We start from the raw sequence: 16,111 nt of genomic DNA on the forward strand, positions 1-16,111 counted from the left end.
TCCCAGGCCCTTCCCGCCCGCGGCTAAAGAAAAAAATCTATCTCTATCAATTACTCACTCGGCCGCGCGCCGCAGCGTATCCACCACCGGCCTGCGCAGCACGTCGCGCAAGCCCCACCATCCTGCGGCCAGCGCCAGCACCGCACCCGCGAGCGCGCCGGCTATCGGCACCACGGGCGATGCGGTCCAGGTGAAGTCGAACACGTAGCGCGCCAGGCCCCAGCCGATGACCGATGCCACGATGCTCGCCAGGAAGCCCGCGAGCAGGCCGACGCCTGCCAGCTCGGCACGCTGCACCTGGCGCAGCAGGCTGGCGCGCGCGCCCACCGCGCGCATCACCGCGAACTCGCGCGCGCGCTCTTCACGCGTGGCGGTGACCGCGGCGAACAGCACCACCAGGCCCGCCGCAAGCGTGAAGCCGAACAGGAACTCGACCGCGCGAATCACCTGGTCGAGCACGCGCTGCACCTGGTTGATAGTGGCGCTCATGTCCACGTTGGTCACGTTGGGGTAGCTGCGCACCAGCGCGTTGTCGAAGCCACGGGTTTCGGGTGCGCGGAAGGCGCCCATGTAGGTCACGGGCACATCGGGCAATGCGGCCACGGTGTACATCACGAAAAAGTTCGCATGCATCGAGCCCCAGTCCACCTTGCGCAGCGAAGTGATGCGTGCGTCGTTCTGCATGCCGCCGATGTCGAAGCGCAGCACGTCGCCCAGCTTGAGGCCGAGCGTTTCGGCCAGGCCTTCTTCCACGCTCACTTCGCCGGGCGCGTCGGGCTTCCACGCACCCGCGACGATGCTGTTGTGCGCCGGTGCCTCCACGCTGTTGCTGAGGTTGAACTCGCGGTCCACCAGGCGCTTGGCGCGGTCTTCCACGTAGTCGTCGGGGGACACCGGCTTGTCGTTGATGGCCACCAGCCGGCCGCGGATCATCGGGTACCAGTCGAACTTGCGCACGCCGGCGTCGCGCAGCGATTTCTGGAACGCCGTGCTCTGGTCGGGCATGACGTTGATGACGAAGCGGTTAGGCGCATCGGGCGGCGTGGCCTTGCGCCAGCTCGCGACCAAATCGGTGCGCAGCAGCACCAGCAGCACCAGCGCAAGCAGGCCGACTGCCAGCGCGCTCACTTGGACCACGGCGTACGCCGGCCGCGCCGAGATCTGGCGCGTGGCCAGCACCAGCCAGCGCGGCGCGGTGGTTTCGTTGACGCTGCGGCGCAGCACCTTCACAGCGAGCCAACTCAGCAGTGCGAACACGGCCACGGCGCCCGCAAAGCCGCCGACGGCGATCAGGCCCAGCTTCAGGTCACTGCTGGCCGCGATCAGCAAGGCCGCAAAGCCGGCCACGCCGATGCCCAGCACCGCGAGCGACGCGGGCTTGAGCCCGCCGACATCGCGCCGTATCACCCGCAGCGGAGGCACCTTGGCCAATTGAAGCACCGGCGGCAGGCCAAAGGCGAACAGCAGCGTGAGCCCCATGCCCAGGCCGAACGCCACGGGCCACAAGGTGGCCGCCGGCAGCGCCGTTTCGACCAGCCCGGCAAGCAGCACCACGAACACGTAGTGCACGGCAAAGCCGATTGCCACGCCGAGGCTGCTGGCGACGATGCCGACGACCGCAAATTCGAACGAGTAAGCCATCGCGATGGTGCGCTGGCTCTGGCCGAGCACGCGCAGCATGGCGCAGTCGTCGAGGTGGCTGGCCGCGAAGCCGCGCGCGGCCAGCGCCACGGCCACGGCCGAGAGCAGCGCCGCTAGCAGCGCGACCAGGCTCAGGAATTTCTCGGCCCGGTCCAGCGTCTGGCGCATTTCGGGGCGCCCCCCTTCGAAGGAGTCGAGCCGCACGCCGCGCAGCTCGCCCTTCTTGATGGTGGCCTCGGCCCAGTCGGAAAAGCGCTTGACGTCTGCATCGTCTCCGGCCACGGCATAGCGGTAGCCCACCCGGCTGGCGGGCTGCACGAGGCCGGTGCGCGGCACGTCGGCCTGGTTGAGCATGACGCGCGGCGAAAAGCTCATGAAGCCCGCGCCCCGGTCGGGTTCGAGCGTGATGACGCGTCCGATGCGCAGGCTGCTGTCGCCAAGAAGAAGCATGTCTCCCACCTTGAGCGCGAGCGAATCGAGCAGCGAGGCATCGACCCAGACCTCGCCCGCCGGGGGAATGTCGCGCGTGATGCTGCCGGGTGCATCGGCGGCATTCGCGGTTTGCAGGTTGCCGCGCAATGGGTAGCCCGCGGTCACGGCTTTCAGCGCCACCAGCTTGCTGGCACCGCCCTGGGCGTCGTCGGCCCGCGCCATGGTGGGAAAGCCGTAGGTGCTGGTGCCCTGGAGCCCGTACGTGCGTGCCTGCGCGATGAAGGCCTCGGGCGTGGGGTTGTCGCTCACTACCACGGCATCGCCGCCGAGCAGCTGCCGCGCGTCGCGCTGCAGGCCTCCCTGCAATCGGTCGGCAAAGAAGCCGACGGCCGTGAGTGCGGCCACGGCCAGCAGCACGGCAACGATCAAGAGGCGCAGTTCGCCGGCGCGCAAATCGCGCCAGAGGGTGCGCCAGCCAAGGCGGAGGGAGGCATTCATGGGCGAGACGATAGCCGACGCGGGCGCGCCGGCGCCTTTCAGGGACTTACCGTGAGTAGGGAGAACAGCCCTTAGGCCGGATTGCGGCGCGCGAGTTCCGGCTGCAGCACGAGCCGGTCGACACCCGCATAGCAGACGAAGTGCCGGTTGGTGGCACGGCCAATGGCGCACAGGCCGACGCGCGTGGCCACCTCGTGGCCCATTTGCGTGATGCCGCTGCGCGAAACCACGATGGGCACGCCCATGTGTGCCGACTTGATCACCATTTCGCTGGTGAGCCGGCCTGTCGTGTAGAAAACGCGGTCGCCCGCCAGAGCGCCCGCCGGCTGCATGGCGCACCAGCCCGCAATGGTGTCGATGGCGTTGTGCCGGCCAACGTCTTCGACGAAGCAGTGCATCGTCGCCTCGGTACCGCCGGGCTCCAGCGTGAACAGCGCACACCCGTGCACCGAACCGGCCGACTTGTAGGTGCTCTCCTGGAGCCGGATGGCGTTGACCAGCGCATAGAGCTGCGCCTGCGTCATGCGGGTGGGCGGCAGCTGGAGCTTGTCGATGTCGGCCATCAGGTCGCCGAACACGCTGCCCTGGCCGCAGCCGGTGGTCACCACCTTCTTCGCGGTGCGCTCTTCGATGCGGTCGATGCCGGCGTGCGTCTTGACCGCCGCGGCGCCCACTTCCCAGTCGACCGTGACCGACTCGACGTCAGCGGCCGATTCGATCAGGCGCTGGTTCAGCAGGTAGCCCAGCACCAGCAGTTCGGGCTGGGCGCCGAGCGTCATCAGCGTGACCAGTTCGCGCCGGTCCACATACACCGTGAGATCGCGCTCGGCCGGAATGGACACGGTGCCATGGGCGCCATGCTCATCGACGACCGCGACCTCGCGCGTGAGCGCGGCGCGGGCCTGGGTAAGACGGGGAAGCTGCAACGGCAAACGCGTCGTCACTGCGCCTTGGGCGTGGGATTGACGGTGGCCGCGGGCTGGTTGGTGCTGGGTGGCGATGCGGCCGTGGGGGCCGGCGAATGCGCGCCCGAAACCTCGAGCGGCTTGGCCTGTTCCACCGGCGGCGCAAAGGCGAAAGGCCCGGGGTCGGCGCAAGGCGGCGTTGCGGCGGCCGTGGGCACCGGCTTGCCGGCCGCGGCCGCGCTGGCGCGGTATTTCGCGGCCACGCGGTCCTGCGCCAGGCAAAGCTTGTACGAATCGACCTTGCCGCTCCAGGCCGTCCTGGCGGCGGTTTCGGCGGCCTTGGCCTTGGCCTCGGGCGTGGCGGGCGGCGGCGGCAGCTTGGCCCATGCCATGGGCGCGGCCAGCGCAAGCACCAGCGCGGAAAGTTTCAACGACACAGACAGCTTCTTCATGAGGACGTTCCTTCGGCGGGCCGCGGTGCCCGCACTGCGACGGGTGCCGACGCATCGGCCGGAACCGTGCGCTGCGCGGGGATCTTGCCCGCGGCAATGTCGTCGTACCAGAGTTCGTGGTGTTCCTTGGCCCAGGTCTCGTCGACGTAGCCGGTGCGCATGGCCTTGTAGGCGCCCGTCATGCCCAGCGTGCCGATGTAGATGTGGCCCATGATCATCGCCATCATCAGCAGCGTTGCAACGCCGTGGATCATGTGCGCCACCTGCATCTCGCCGCGGGTGTAGACGAAGCCGGGCAGCAGCTTGTCGAGGAAGAGCCCCGAGCCGATGACGAAGAGCCCGAGGAACAGCACGCCGCCCCAGAAGACCAGCTTCTCGCCCGCGTTGAAGCGGTGCGAAGGCACTTCCTTGCCGCCGAAGAGGCCGCCGAAGCGCGCAAGCCATTTCAGGTCCATCGCGCGCGGAATGTTGTCGCGGATGAAGGTGAACACCATGAACACCGTCGTCACCACGAACAGCGGGCCGACGAAGTTATGGACGTTCTTGAGCGCGTAGGTGATCCAGCCGAACAGCGTCAGGCCCATCCACGGCAAGAGGAAGAACTTGCCGAACGCCATCACGATGCCGGAGATGGCGAGCGTGACGAACGCGATGGCGTTCGACCAGTGCGTGGCCCGCTCGAACGGTGTGAAGCGCTCGATCTTGCGGCCGGTTTCCTGGCCGTGCAGGCGAATGGGCCCGCGCGTGAAATAGAAGATGGCAAGCGCCAGCAGCGTGACGAACAACAGGGCCGCGCCGTAGGGAATGAGCCAGTCGTTGCGCACCTGGCGCCAGGCTTCGCCGGCATTGGTGAAGCGCGAGCCGGGGTACTGCACGAACGGCTGGATCAGGTTGCCGGCTTCAGGCGCCTCGCTTTTCGGCAGGCTGCTGTAGCCGGTAACGCCCTGCCCCACCTGCCGCCACATGGGCGCGTTGTTTCCGGGCTGCACCTTCATGCGCTCGCCGTTGGTCTGGTTCGGGTAGTTCGGGTCGGCGCTCGCTTCGGGCTTGACCTCGAAGATGTTCTGGCCGCGGATGCCGCCCGCGGCGGGCGCCGGTGCGGCGGTTGCAGCCGGCGCCGGGGGAGCGGCGGTGGTTCCCGGCGCGGCCGGCGGCTGCGCCTGCGCGAACGCCGAACCCAGCGCGGCGGAAAGAACGAGAGCGGTCAGCGCTTGCTTCATGGGCTCTCCGTTCAGTTCTCTTTGTTGTATTCGTTCTGCCCGTTTTGCGTGCGGGTCTTGAGCTGCTGCTGCCAGGCGGTCTTGTCGCCGACCTTCCAGTCGGGCGCGGTGAACACCGTGCCGGCGTTCTCCTTGGTGCCGGTGCCGCTCCAGGGAACGGCGTCGTGCTTCACGCCCTGCGCATTGGTCTGCGGCTTTTCGCCGCAGGCCGCAAGACACGTTGCGACCAGCGCAACGCCCAGGACGACGAGGCCCTGCCGCTTCACTTCTGCACCCCGTTCACCGGCGGCGTGCCGGCTTGCTGCGAGCCGTAGGCAGTGCCCCAGCCCCACACTTCGGCGCCCTTGCCGCGCTGGACGACGCGGGTGCGGAAGATGTCGGCCACCACGTCGCCGTCGCCGGCCAACAGGGCCTTGGTCGAGCACATCTCGGCGCAGGCCGGAAGCTTGCCCTCGGCCAGCCGGTTGCGGCCGTACTTTTCAAATTCGGCTTCCGAACCGTTGGCTTCGGGGCCGCCGGCGCAGAAGGTGCACTTGTCCATCTTGCCGCGCACGCCGAAGGTGCCTTGCGACGGGAACTGCGGTGCGCCGAACGGGCAGGCGTACGAGCAGTAGCCGCAGCCGATGCACACGTCCTTGTCGTGCAGCACCACGCCTTCATCGGTGCGGTAGAAGCATTGCACCGGGCACACGGCCATGCAGGGCGCGTCGGAGCAGTGCATGCAGGCCACCGAGATCGACTTCTCGCCCGGCACCCCGTCGTTCAGCGTGACCACGCGGCGGCGGTTCACGCCCCACGGCACTTCGTTTTCGTTCTTGCAGGCAGTGACGCAGCCGTTGCATTCGATGCAGCGTTCAGAGTCACAGACAAATTTCATTCGCGCCATGGTGCTTCCTTATGCCTTTTCCACATTGCAGACCGTGGTCTTGGTCTCTTGCATCATGGTCACGCTGTCGTAACCGTAAGTCGTGCCGGTGTTGATGGCTTCGCCGCGTACCACCGGGGCAGCGCCCGCCGGGTAATAGCCGAGCATGTCGACACCCTGCCAGCGGCCCGAGAAGTGGAACGGCATGAAGACCGTGTCGGGTCCCACGCGCTCCGTGACCAGGGCCTGCACGTTGAGCTTTGCGCCGGTGGGTGTGTGCACCCAGGCGCGCTCGCCGTTGCGAATGCCCTTCTCGGCCGCGACCTTCGGGTTGATCTCGATGAACATCTCCTGCTGCAGCTCGGCAAGCCAGGGGTTCGAGCGGGTTTCCTCGCCGCCGCCCTCGTACTCGACCAGTCGGCCCGAGGTCATGATGTACGGGAATTTCTCGTGCACCTTGTCGGCGATGTTCTTCTGCTGCACGGTCTTGTAGAGCGTGGGCAGGCGCCATAACGCCATCTTGTCGTCGTGCGTCGGGTACTTGGCCATCAGGTCGGGCCGGTTGCCGTACAGCGGCTCGCGGTGCTGCGGAATGGCGTCCGGGAAGTTCCAGACCACTGCGCGCGCCTTGGCGTTGCCGAACGGATGGCAGCCGTGGTTCTTCATGAACACGCGGATCATCCCGCCCGAGCTGTCGGTCTTCCAGTTCTTGCCCTCGGCCTTCGGCTTCTCGGCCTCGGTGAGCTCGTCCCACCAGCCCAGCTTCTTGAGCAGCATGTGGTCCAGCTCGGGGTAGCCGGTGGTGATGTCGGCGCCCACCGAATGCGAGCCGTCCTCGGCCAGCAGGTTCTTGCCGTCGCGCTCCACGCCGAAGTTCGCGCGGAAGTTGCCGCCGCCTTCCATCACGTGCTTGGACGTGTCGTACAGGTTGGGCGAACCCGGGTGCTTGAGCTCGGGCGTGCCGTAGCAGGGCCACGGCAGGCCGAAGTAGTCACCAGTGAGGTCGTAGCCGTTGACCTTGTCCTTCACGCCGGCCTTCACCTTGAGCGTGCGCACGTCGAAGGCGCCCATGTTGCGCATGTGCGCCTGCAGGCGCTCGGGGCTCTGGCCGGTGTAGCCGACGGCCCAGCAGGTCTTGTTGATTTCGCGCAGGATGTCGTCGGGCAAGGGCTCGTCCATGCCCTTGACCTTCTGCATCTTGTAGTTCTTGCTCAGTTCCTTGCCAAATCCCAGGCGGTCGGCGAACTGCTGCATGATCATGTGGTCGCTGCGGCTCTCCCACAGCGGCTCGATCACCTTCTCGCGCCACTGGATCGAGCGGTTCGACGCCGTGACGGAACCGCTGGTCTCGAACTGCGTGCAAGCGGGCAGCAGGTAGACGGCGCGGTTGGGGTTCAGGTCTTCCGGCCGGCCGGGCATGGCGGCCATGGCGGCCGTGGCCGACGGATACGGGTCGACCACCACGAGCAGGTCGAGCTTGTCCATGGCGCGCTTCATCTCGAGACCGCGGGTCTGCGAGTTGGGCGCATGGCCCCAATAGAACACGCCGCGAAGGTTCGAGTCCTGGTCGATCAGCTCGTTCTTCTCGAGCACGCCGTCGATCCAGCGCGACACAGTGATGCCGGGCTTGGTCATCATCGCGGGCGATGCGAAACGGCCCTTGATCCATTCGTAGTCGACGCCCCAGGTGGCGGCAAAGTGCCTCCACGAGCCTTCGACGATGCCGTAGTAGCCGGGCAGCGAGTCGGGGTTGGGGCCCACATCGGTCGCGCCCTGCACGTTGTCGTGGCCGCGGAAGATGTTGGTGCCGCCGCCCGACTTGCCCACGTTGCCGAGCGCCAGCTGCAGGATGCACGACGCGCGCACGATCGCGTTGCCGATGGTGTGCTGCGTCTGGCCCATGCACCAGACCACGGTGCCCGGGCGGTTTTCGTTGAGCCAGGTGGCAACCTTGAGCACCTGCGCCTCTTTCACGCCGCAGGCCTCCTCGACCTTGTCCGGCGTCCACTTGGCCAGGACTTCTTCGCGCACTTTTTCCATGCCGAAGACGCGGTCGTTGATGTACTGCTTGTCTTCCCAGCCGTTCTTGAAGATGTGGTGCAGGATGCCGAACAGGAAGGCGATGTCGGAGCCCGAGCGGATGCGCACGTACTCGTCGGCCTTGGCCGCCGTGCGCGTGAAGCGCGGGTCGACCACGATCATCTTGCAGCCGTGCTCCTTGGCATGCAGCATGTGCAGCATGCTGACGGGGTGGGCCTCGGCCGCGTTGGAGCCGATGTACATGGCCACCTTGGCGCCGCGCATGTCGTTGTACGAATTGGTCATGGCGCCGTAGCCCCATGTATTCGCCACGCCCGCAACGGTGGTCGAGTGGCAGATGCGCGCCTGGTGGTCGCAGTTGTTGCTGCCCCAGAAGCTCACGAACTTGCGCAGCAGGTACGACTGTTCGTTGCTGTGCTTGGACGAGCCGATCCAGTAGACCGAGTCGGGGCCGCTGGCCTGCCGCAGGTCTTTCAGCCTGGCCGTGATCTCGGTGAGCGCGGTGTCCCAGCTGATGCGCTCGTACTTGCCGTTGACCAGCTTCATCGGGTAACGCAGCCGGTACTCGCCATGGCCGTGCTCGCGCAGCGCGGCGCCCTTGGCGCAGTGCGCGCCCAGGTTGATGGGCGAGTCGAACACCGGCTCCTGGCGCACCCACACGCCGTTCTCGACCACGGCGTCGGAGGCGCAGCCTACCGAGCAGTGCGAGCACACCGTGCGCTTGATTTCAACCTTGCCGGCGCCCACCGCGGTGGGACGGGCATCGCCTGCCGCCTCGGCCTTGCGCATCAGCGTGAGCTGGCTGGCAGCCAGCCCCACGCCCACGCCGAGCCCGGAGCGGCGCAAAAAGGCACGCCGGTCCATGGTGGGCAGCGCGCCCGAAAGGCCGCGCCGCAGGCTGTGAATGAACGGAGAAGACTCGCGTTCCCCTTGCCGCGACACGCTGTTCGCGGGGGTCGTTTTCTTGGTCAGCAACATCGTGGGTGTCCGCTTCAGGCCGAAGCGGTCTTGTAGTAGTGCTTGACGTGTTCGCTGAGCGAATAGCCGCCGCCTTTTTCAGGCGCGGGCTTCAGCTCGGGAGCGGCAGCCTCGACGGCTGCGGGGGCCTCGGCCACCTTGGGAAGCACCGAAACCGCGGCGACCGCGGCACCTGCGGTGGCGGCGCCAAAAAAGAAACCTCGACGCGAGGCCGGCTTGATACCGACCGCTTGGCTGTCCTGCATGTGATCTCCAGGAGTGGCTGGGGGCAAATCAGATGTGAACTGATCTTCGTACATCTGGATACTAGTCTAGACCCTAATTTCTAACAATCGTATTTCTACGGAGCAAAAAGCTCAGTCGAGCATGTCGAAGCCCTGGACTTCGACCTCGGCAAAAGCGCGGGTGAAACCCGCCAGGGACGCATAGAAATGCGCCTTGGGATGTTGCGCGACCGCGTCGCACAAGGTCGGCAGCCAGGACTGCAGGTGCGCCGCAAAAAACGCCTGCTGCTGCGCGAGGTTGGACACCGCCGCGTCGTCACCGGCAATAAGGTAGCGCATCACCTCGAACAGGCAGGCGACGTGGTCTTCGCTTTCGGACACGGCCTCGTCCCGCGCGAGGCCCAGCCGCGCCAGATCGGTGCGCAGCTGCGCCAACGGCTTGTCGTTGAGAAAACCGCTCAGGTAGTGCGAGCCGAACAGGTAGACCTCGGGCTTGCCCATGCCGCCGAAGAGCGCGTCGTATTCGGCATGCACCGCGGCGGCATCGGTGCCGCGCGCCGTGCCGACCAGCTGGCGCCAGGGCTCCTCGAGGAAGGCACCGGCTGCGGGAGCCTCGGTGGGCGCCACGCTGAAGGCGCCGAGCAGCTCGGCGTCGGGCGCGGCGTACCAGAGGTGCGCAAGCAGACCGTAAACCTCGGCACGCGCAATCTCCTCGTCGAGCGCCGAGGTCATGGGGGGAAACTGGCTCATAGCTGCGTGATCTTCATTTCGTTCTGCGCGCTGTACAGGTCGATGACCCGGCAGTCGCTGCACATCTTGAGCCGCTCGAGCGCCTCGCCCTGGAACATGGCGTGGCCCGCCAGCTTGCCGAGCATCGCTTCGATGGCTTTCTGCGTGCCGAATGGCTTGCTGCAGCGGATGCAGGCCCAGGGCTTGGCCTCGTTGAGCACCACGGGCTGCTTGCGTTCGGGCGCAGCCAGCAGGCGCGGCACGAGCGCAATCGCGTTTTCGGGGCAGGTGGTTTCGCACAGGCCGCACTGCACGCAGTTCTTTTCGATGAACCGAAGCTGCGGCGCGTTCTGGTTGTCTTGCAGCGCGCTGGCGGGGCAGGCGCTCACGCAGGCCAGGCACAGCGTGCAGGTGTCCTTGTTGACTGTGATCGCGCCGAAGGGAGAACCGGCGGGCAGGGGGATTGAGAGGGGTGCGGCGGCATCGTTCGACGGCGCCGCAAGCACGGGCGCTTGCGCCATCAGGTGGTCGAGCGTCATCTCCAGCGTGCCGCGCTTTTCCCCGCCGACGGCAAAGCGTGCCGCGGTGACCGGCACGCGCTGCCGCGTGGCGCGCAGGCCAGCCAGGGCCGCATCGAGCGCGGCCGGTGTGGCGGCCTCGATCAGGTGGAAATGCGTTCCGGTGTAGCCCAGGCCCGTGAGCAGCGCCTGTGCAACGGCCATCTGCTTCTTCAGCGCATCGAGGTATTGCGGCGCTTCTTCACCGGTGGAAAGCACCACCACCTGCGCAGCGCCGAAGGCAATGGCGCTGAGCCAAAGGTCGATGCCGGTGCTGGCAACATGCATCAGCGCCACCGGCAGCACATGCGCCGGCACGCCGGCCAGGCCGTCGCGCTTGCCGCGCCCGAGCTGCGCCGCGCGGCCGAGCTGCTCGACGAGCGCCTGCCCGCCCTCTTCGTTGTGCAGCAGCACCGCGGCATCGCGGCCACCGGCTCCGGTGTAAGTGGACAGCAGCGTGCGCAGCTTGCGGCCCTGGTCGGGCGTGCGCGGGTAGGTGTAGCCCAGCGCGCCGGTCGGGCACACGGTGGTGCAGGCGCCGCAGCCCACGCAAAGCTGCGGATTGACGACGATGCGCTGGCGCTCCTTGTCGCTGGAGATGGCATGCGCCGAGCACACTTCGACGCAGGCGTTGCAGCCCACCACCTCGTTGCGGCTGTGCGCGCAGAGCTTCTGCTTGTAGTCGAAGAACTTGGGCTTCTCGAACTCGCCCACCATTTCGCGCAGGCGAAGCAGGGTCGACAAGCCTTCGGCATGCGCGAGCCCACCCGCCAGGTGGAAATAGCCTTGCGGCGGCGCATGCCAGTCGATCAGCGCGTTGACGCCCAGGTCGAGCACCAGGTCGAAATCCGCATCGAGCGCCTCGGGCGCGCGGCTGAAGTTGATGGCGCCAGCCACGGTGCAGGCCTTTTCGCAGTCGCGGTGCGAACCGCATTTCGCCAGGTCGATCTGGTAGTCGAGGCCGATCGCCTGGTCGGGGCAGGCGCTCAAGCAGGCGTTGCAGCGCGTGCACAGGTCGAGGTCGATGGGGTTGTCGCGCGTCCAGCGCAGCGAGAACTTGCCCAGCCAGCCGGTGAGCGAGCCCACGCGCCCCGCCATCACGGGCCAGCGGCGCTCCTGCGCGCCGCCGGTGGCACCCGGGCCGGTGGAAAAGATGGAAACCTGCAGCGAATCCGCCACCAGCGCTGCGGCCTTCTCGGCCTGGTCGAGCGGGCCGACGATGAGCAGGCGGCCCTGGCTCACGTAGCTCACGGTGGAAACGGGCTCGGGTTCGGGCAGACGGGCCAGCGCCAGCAGCGCGGCAATCTTGGGGCTGGCGTTCTTCGCGTCGCGGCTCCAGCCGCCGGTCTCGCGGATGTTCACGAAGCGGATCGGCGAGGTCGCGCCTTCGGTCTGTTCGGCCAGCTCGGTGAACAGCTTGCGCTCCTGCGTGCAAGCGACCACCACGTCGTCGCCCGAACGGATGGCGCGCTGGAAAGCGGGCGCCTCGCGGCGGCACAGGGTGGAGTGAAGGGGCAGCGACTCAGCCAGCGCCGCGCCGAGCGTCTTCGGCTCGAGCGGCATCGTCTGGTTGCAGTCGCAGATCAGCGTTGTGGTCATCGGTCTTCTGGCTTGCGGGCTGCGCGTCGGCAACCTGCTGGCTGGGGAGGGAGTCTCCCGGGTGCTCTGACTGTGCCACGTCCGTGGGCGCAGCGTCTTGCGGGGTTTCCGCTGATTTTCCGGCAGTTTCCTGCGCTTTTCTTTCTTCTTCCTCCTCGTCGTCGAACAGCTTGAGGAACTTGGCGCTCGCCATCTGGCGCAGCACGCTGTCCGGAATCGGCGTCGACTCGGAGTAGTCGTCTATATAAGTGTCCATGCCGTCCATCACGTTGAACTGCGGGTCGGCAAAGAGCTTCTTGAAGGCGGTGTTCTTCACCTCGGGTGCGACGTTCCTGCCGACGAAGGGGCGGAAGTCGGACTCGGGCGTGAGGGCCTGGGCGTCGGCCAGCGTGGGCTGGGGAACTTCGGACGGGTTTTCGGCGGGAAGGGCTGCTGCTGCCTCGGGCGCAGCGGGCACGGGCATGGCGGTTCCAGCGACCGCATCGGCGGGCTTTTCGGCCTCTTGCGCAATAGCGGGGGGCACCTCTTCGCGCGCTTCCTTTTTGCGCCGCGACCACCGGTCGAAGAAATTCTCAGGCATCGCCTGCTCCGCGTCCGCGCTTTTTCTCGGTCGACACGCTGGCCGCGTTGCCGAAGCGGTCGACCAGCGGGCGGAAACTCTCGGGCCGCTTGCGGCGCTTGGGCTCAATCACGTAGTGCGCCTGCACGAAATCGCGCATCCACTCGATCACCTCTTCGGGCGCGGGCACCTGCTCGACCGTTTCCTGCGCATCGAGCCAGCGGCCGGCCTCGTTGTAGCTGAGGCTCACCACCACCGGCCTTGCCAGCGGCTCGTCGGCGATGGTGGGCTCTTCGTCCATGCGCCACAGCACGAACCAGCAGGGTGCGGGTGTGGTGGCATTCAGGTGATAACCCTCGACGTCGTCGCGGAACAGTTCGGTCTTGAAGCCCGGGTGCAGCCAGCGCTGCGCGCTCTCGCTCGCTTCGAGCAGGCGCGGCTCGGTGCCGAAACCGGGCTGGTCAGGGCCGACGCTTTCAAGAATCCAGCGCCAGGATTGCCAACGGCTGTCGACGCGCTCGCGGCGCATCACGACGGCAACGTCAATGGAAGGATTCATCCGCCAATCGTAGCGCCGCGGCATGCCGCTTTCGCGCCGAGGGTCATCCTCGCCGAATGGATCAGGCGCCGGATGTGCCGTGCAGCAACAGGCTGCGGAGTTTTCGGTGCAGCGGCGTGGCCTCCGCGGCCGGCACGCCGCCCACTTCGCGCAGCGCGAAATCGCGGCTTTCGGCGTTGTGCAGGTCGATCTCGCGCACCACCTGGCCGTTGTTGTAGACGAAGGCCACGTCGGCCAGCGCCAGTACGTCCTCGATGTCGTGCGTGATCATCAGCACCGGAATCCCCCACTGGCGGCGAACCTGGGCCAGCTCGTCGCGCAATTCGCTGCGCAGCATGGGGTTGAGCGCGGCAAAGGGCTCGTCGAGCAGCAGCACCTGCGGCTGGCAGGCCAGCGCGCGGGCCAGCGCGACGCGCTGCTGCTGGCCGCCCGAGAGCTTTTGCGGCCGGCTGTCGGCGAGCGCCGCGAGGCCAAAGCCTTCGAGCAGCGACTGCACCATGTCAGCCTCGCGCGGCGGCAGCTTGCGCCGGTGCCATGCGGTCAGGCCGAAAGCCACGTTCTCCCGCACCGACAGGTGTGGAAACAGCGCGTAGTTCTGGAACAGGTAGCCGATGCGCCGCGCCGGCGCCGCCACGTCGATGCCGCGGGCCGAGTCGTAGAGCGTGCGGCCGTCGAGCCGCACATGGCCTTCGGAAGGCCGCAGCAGCCCCGCGATGGCCTGCAGCGTGAGCGTCTTGCCGGCGCCCGAAGGGCCGTACAGCACGGCAAAAGGCACATCGGTCGCGAAGCGCGCCGCCAGGTCGAAGCGGCGCGCGCCGTCGGTGACGGTGAGCTTCAGGTCGACGTCGATCATGGCCTGGTGAACCCGTAGCGCGCGAAGACTTCGCGCCCGGCGTCGCCCGAAAGAAAGGCGATGAAGTCCGCGCTCAATGCCTTCTGCCTGCTGTCGGCCACCACGGCGGCAGGGTAGGTCACGGGCATGTGGCCTGCGGGCGCGAACGCAACCTTGACCTTGTCGCCCGCCGTGGCCGCATCGGTGCGGTAGACGAACCCGGCCTCGACCTCGCCGCGGGCGACGTAGTCGAGCACCTGGCGCACGCTGTCGGCCTGCACGAACTTCGGCTCGAGCACGCTCCAGAGCCCTGCCCCTTCCAGCACCTGCCGCGTGTAGCGGCCGACCGGCACGGTCGCCGTCTTGCCGATTGCGATTTTTCGGACACCCGCGCCGGCAAGGTCCTGCAGCGATTTCACGCCGGCCGCATCCCTGAGCGGCTCGACCAGCACGAGGCTGTTGCCGGCGAAGTTGCGGCGCGTGTCCGCGTCGACGAGCTTCTGCACAGAAGCGCGGTCCATGGTTTCCTGGTCGGCACTCGCGAACACGTCGACCGGCGCGCCCTGCGCGATTTGCTGCAGCAGCACGCCGGAGGCCGCAAAGTTGAAGCGCACCCTGGCGCCCGGCTTCGCGGCTTCGAACCTGGGGCCCAGCTCCTTGAATGCGTCCGTCAGGCTGGCCGCCGCGGACACGGTGATCTGCTGCGCCGCCGCGGCCGGCGGCAGTGCCATGGCCAAAAGAAGAGAAAGAAGGCGGAGCGGGCGCATGTGGTTTTCGGGTTGGAAATGGTCCGCTCAGCGCAGCGAGAAGAACCGGTTCGACAGCACCAGCACGGTGATCGACAACAGCGAGGTCACCGCCACCAGCAGCAATGCCAGGTCGTCGTTGCCGGATTGCGCGGCGTCGTAGATCGCCATCGAGAGCGTCTGGGTCTGCTTGGGAATGGAGCCCGCCACCATGAGCGACGCGCCGAATTCACCCATGGCCCGCGCAAATGCGAGCAGCGTGCCGGCCAGGATGCCCGGCCAGGCCAGCGGCAGCGTGACCCGCACGAACACCGAGAACGGCGACTGGCGCAGCGTGCTGGCCGCCGCTTCGAGCGAGCGGTCCACGCCCGCGAAGGCGGCGCTGGCGGACTTGAGCACCAGCGGCAGCGCCACCACGGCCGACGCGACGACGGCGCCATGCCAGCTGAAGATGATGCTGTAGTCGAAATGCTCGCGCAGCCAGCTGCCGAGCGGGCTGTGCCGCCCCGCCGCCACCAGGATGGCGTAGCCGATGACCGTGGGCGGCAGCACCAGCGGCAGCATGCACACGGCTTCGAGCACCGAGCGGCCCGGGAAACGCTTGCGCGCGAACACCCAGCCGAGCCCCACGCCGGCAACCAGCGCCAGCAGGGTCGCGACCGAGGCCACCTTGAGCGACAGCACCAGTGGAAACCAGTCGGTCGAGGCGATGAGGGCGTTCGTCGTATTCATGAAGATACAACGCAATTGTTGCACGAACGCCCTTTCCCCTCGGCGAGGCCTCAGTGGAAGGTACGGGAAGACGGCGCCGATATCCTTACGGATACAGCGCGCGGGAACGAATCAGGGCGCGAGCAGGCGCGTCAGCGCGCGGACGTCTGCCGCCGTGGCCAGGCGCGCGGCATTCTCGATGGCGCGGTAGTGCTTGACGATTTCCTCACCCACGGGCGTGAGCGCGGTGCCGCCGCCGCGCGAGCCGCCGGCCGCGGTGTTCACGGCCGGGGAACTGAGGGCGTTGTTCATCTCGTCGATGAGCATCCAGGCGCGCCGGTACGACATGCCCAGCTTGCGCGCCGCGGCCGAGATCGAGCCGGTCTCCGCCACGGCTTCCAGCACGTCGATCTTGCCGGGGCCGAAGGCGATGCTGTCGTCCCTGTAGATGCGAAGGCGGAACTGGACTCTGGTTTTCATGCCGGTGATGGTGAGCGGTGCGGGAGAGATGAGCGCAAAGGTTAAACCATGCCCGCACCCACGCCCGCGCCCTCACCGCCGCAC

The 16,111-nt window shown here is 67.4% G+C and carries 16 protein-coding genes; all 16 read right to left on the reverse strand.

Going from position 1 to position 16,111, the window contains the following annotated elements:
* Window positions 1-54: 54 nt before the first annotated feature.
* The 16 genes from V9L20_RS14490 to V9L20_RS14565 all read right to left on the reverse strand — a co-directional run bounded on the left by V9L20_RS14490 (window position 55) and on the right by V9L20_RS14565 (window position 16,027).
* Window positions 55-2,571: an ABC transporter permease gene (locus V9L20_RS14490; protein WP_337297131.1), complete on the reverse strand. Its 2,517-nt coding sequence runs from the start codon at window positions 2,569-2,571 to the stop codon at window positions 55-57.
* Window positions 2,572-2,642: 71 nt separating this feature from the next.
* Complete coding sequence (locus V9L20_RS14495) at window positions 2,643-3,515, reverse strand: formate dehydrogenase accessory sulfurtransferase FdhD (protein ID WP_337297132.1); 873 nt, start codon at window positions 3,513-3,515, stop codon at window positions 2,643-2,645.
* On the reverse strand, window positions 3,512-3,928 hold the full coding sequence (locus V9L20_RS14500; RefSeq protein ID WP_337297133.1) for a hypothetical protein: 417 nt from the start codon (window positions 3,926-3,928) through the stop codon (window positions 3,512-3,514). The genes V9L20_RS14495 and V9L20_RS14500 overlap by 4 nt, the downstream gene beginning before the upstream one ends.
* On the reverse strand, window positions 3,925-5,148 hold the full coding sequence (locus V9L20_RS14505; protein ID WP_337297134.1) for a formate dehydrogenase subunit gamma: 1,224 nt from the start codon (window positions 5,146-5,148) through the stop codon (window positions 3,925-3,927). Before V9L20_RS14505 ends, V9L20_RS14500 begins: the two co-directional genes overlap by 4 nt.
* Window positions 5,149-5,159: 11 nt before the next feature.
* Window positions 5,160-5,414: a hypothetical protein gene (locus V9L20_RS14510; RefSeq protein ID WP_126748437.1), complete on the reverse strand. Its 255-nt coding sequence runs from the start codon at window positions 5,412-5,414 to the stop codon at window positions 5,160-5,162.
* Window positions 5,411-6,034, reverse strand: a complete 624-nt coding sequence (gene fdh3B, locus V9L20_RS14515; RefSeq protein WP_126748436.1) for a formate dehydrogenase FDH3 subunit beta — start codon at window positions 6,032-6,034, stop codon at window positions 5,411-5,413. Before fdh3B ends, V9L20_RS14510 begins: the two co-directional genes overlap by 4 nt.
* Before the next feature lie 9 nt (window positions 6,035-6,043).
* On the reverse strand, window positions 6,044-9,031 hold the full coding sequence (locus V9L20_RS14520) for a formate dehydrogenase subunit alpha (RefSeq protein WP_337297135.1): 2,988 nt from the start codon (window positions 9,029-9,031) through the stop codon (window positions 6,044-6,046).
* Window positions 9,032-9,045: 14 nt separating this feature from the next.
* The gene (locus V9L20_RS14525; protein WP_337297136.1) at window positions 9,046-9,276 is read right to left on the reverse strand and encodes a formate dehydrogenase; all 231 of its coding nucleotides are present in this window, start codon (window positions 9,274-9,276) and stop codon (window positions 9,046-9,048) included.
* A gap of 111 nt (window positions 9,277-9,387) precedes the next feature.
* Complete coding sequence (locus V9L20_RS14530) at window positions 9,388-10,005, reverse strand: TorD/DmsD family molecular chaperone (RefSeq protein WP_337297137.1); 618 nt, start codon at window positions 10,003-10,005, stop codon at window positions 9,388-9,390.
* The gene (locus V9L20_RS14535; protein WP_337297138.1) at window positions 10,002-12,140 is read right to left on the reverse strand and encodes a 4Fe-4S dicluster domain-containing protein; all 2,139 of its coding nucleotides are present in this window, start codon (window positions 12,138-12,140) and stop codon (window positions 10,002-10,004) included. The genes V9L20_RS14530 and V9L20_RS14535 overlap by 4 nt, the downstream gene beginning before the upstream one ends.
* Window positions 12,064-12,720: a DUF3306 domain-containing protein gene (locus V9L20_RS14540; protein ID WP_337297139.1), complete on the reverse strand. Its 657-nt coding sequence runs from the start codon at window positions 12,718-12,720 to the stop codon at window positions 12,064-12,066. Before V9L20_RS14540 ends, V9L20_RS14535 begins: the two co-directional genes overlap by 77 nt.
* The gene (locus V9L20_RS14545; RefSeq protein WP_337297140.1) at window positions 12,713-13,282 is read right to left on the reverse strand and encodes a DUF3305 domain-containing protein; all 570 of its coding nucleotides are present in this window, start codon (window positions 13,280-13,282) and stop codon (window positions 12,713-12,715) included. Before V9L20_RS14545 ends, V9L20_RS14540 begins: the two co-directional genes overlap by 8 nt.
* Before the next feature lie 37 nt (window positions 13,283-13,319).
* The gene (locus V9L20_RS14550; RefSeq protein ID WP_337297141.1) at window positions 13,320-14,111 is read right to left on the reverse strand and encodes an ABC transporter ATP-binding protein; all 792 of its coding nucleotides are present in this window, start codon (window positions 14,109-14,111) and stop codon (window positions 13,320-13,322) included.
* Window positions 14,108-14,857: a molybdate ABC transporter substrate-binding protein gene (gene modA, locus V9L20_RS14555; protein WP_337297142.1), complete on the reverse strand. Its 750-nt coding sequence runs from the start codon at window positions 14,855-14,857 to the stop codon at window positions 14,108-14,110. The genes V9L20_RS14550 and modA overlap by 4 nt, the downstream gene beginning before the upstream one ends.
* Window positions 14,858-14,884: 27 nt before the next feature.
* Window positions 14,885-15,568 carry a molybdate ABC transporter permease subunit gene (gene modB, locus V9L20_RS14560; RefSeq protein WP_337297143.1) on the reverse strand — a complete coding sequence of 228 codons (684 nt, stop codon included), beginning with the start codon at window positions 15,566-15,568 and terminating at the stop codon, window positions 14,885-14,887.
* 111 nt (window positions 15,569-15,679) lie between these two features.
* Window positions 15,680-16,027 (reverse strand): winged helix-turn-helix domain-containing protein, encoded by a 348-nt coding sequence (locus V9L20_RS14565; protein ID WP_157615313.1) that lies wholly within the window; start codon window positions 16,025-16,027, stop codon window positions 15,680-15,682.
* Window positions 16,028-16,111: the final 84 nt, after the last annotated feature.

The sequence above is a fragment of the Variovorax sp. CCNWLW225 genome, assembly GCF_037204045.1.
Taxonomy (GTDB): Bacteria; Pseudomonadota; Gammaproteobacteria; order Burkholderiales; family Burkholderiaceae_C; genus Variovorax.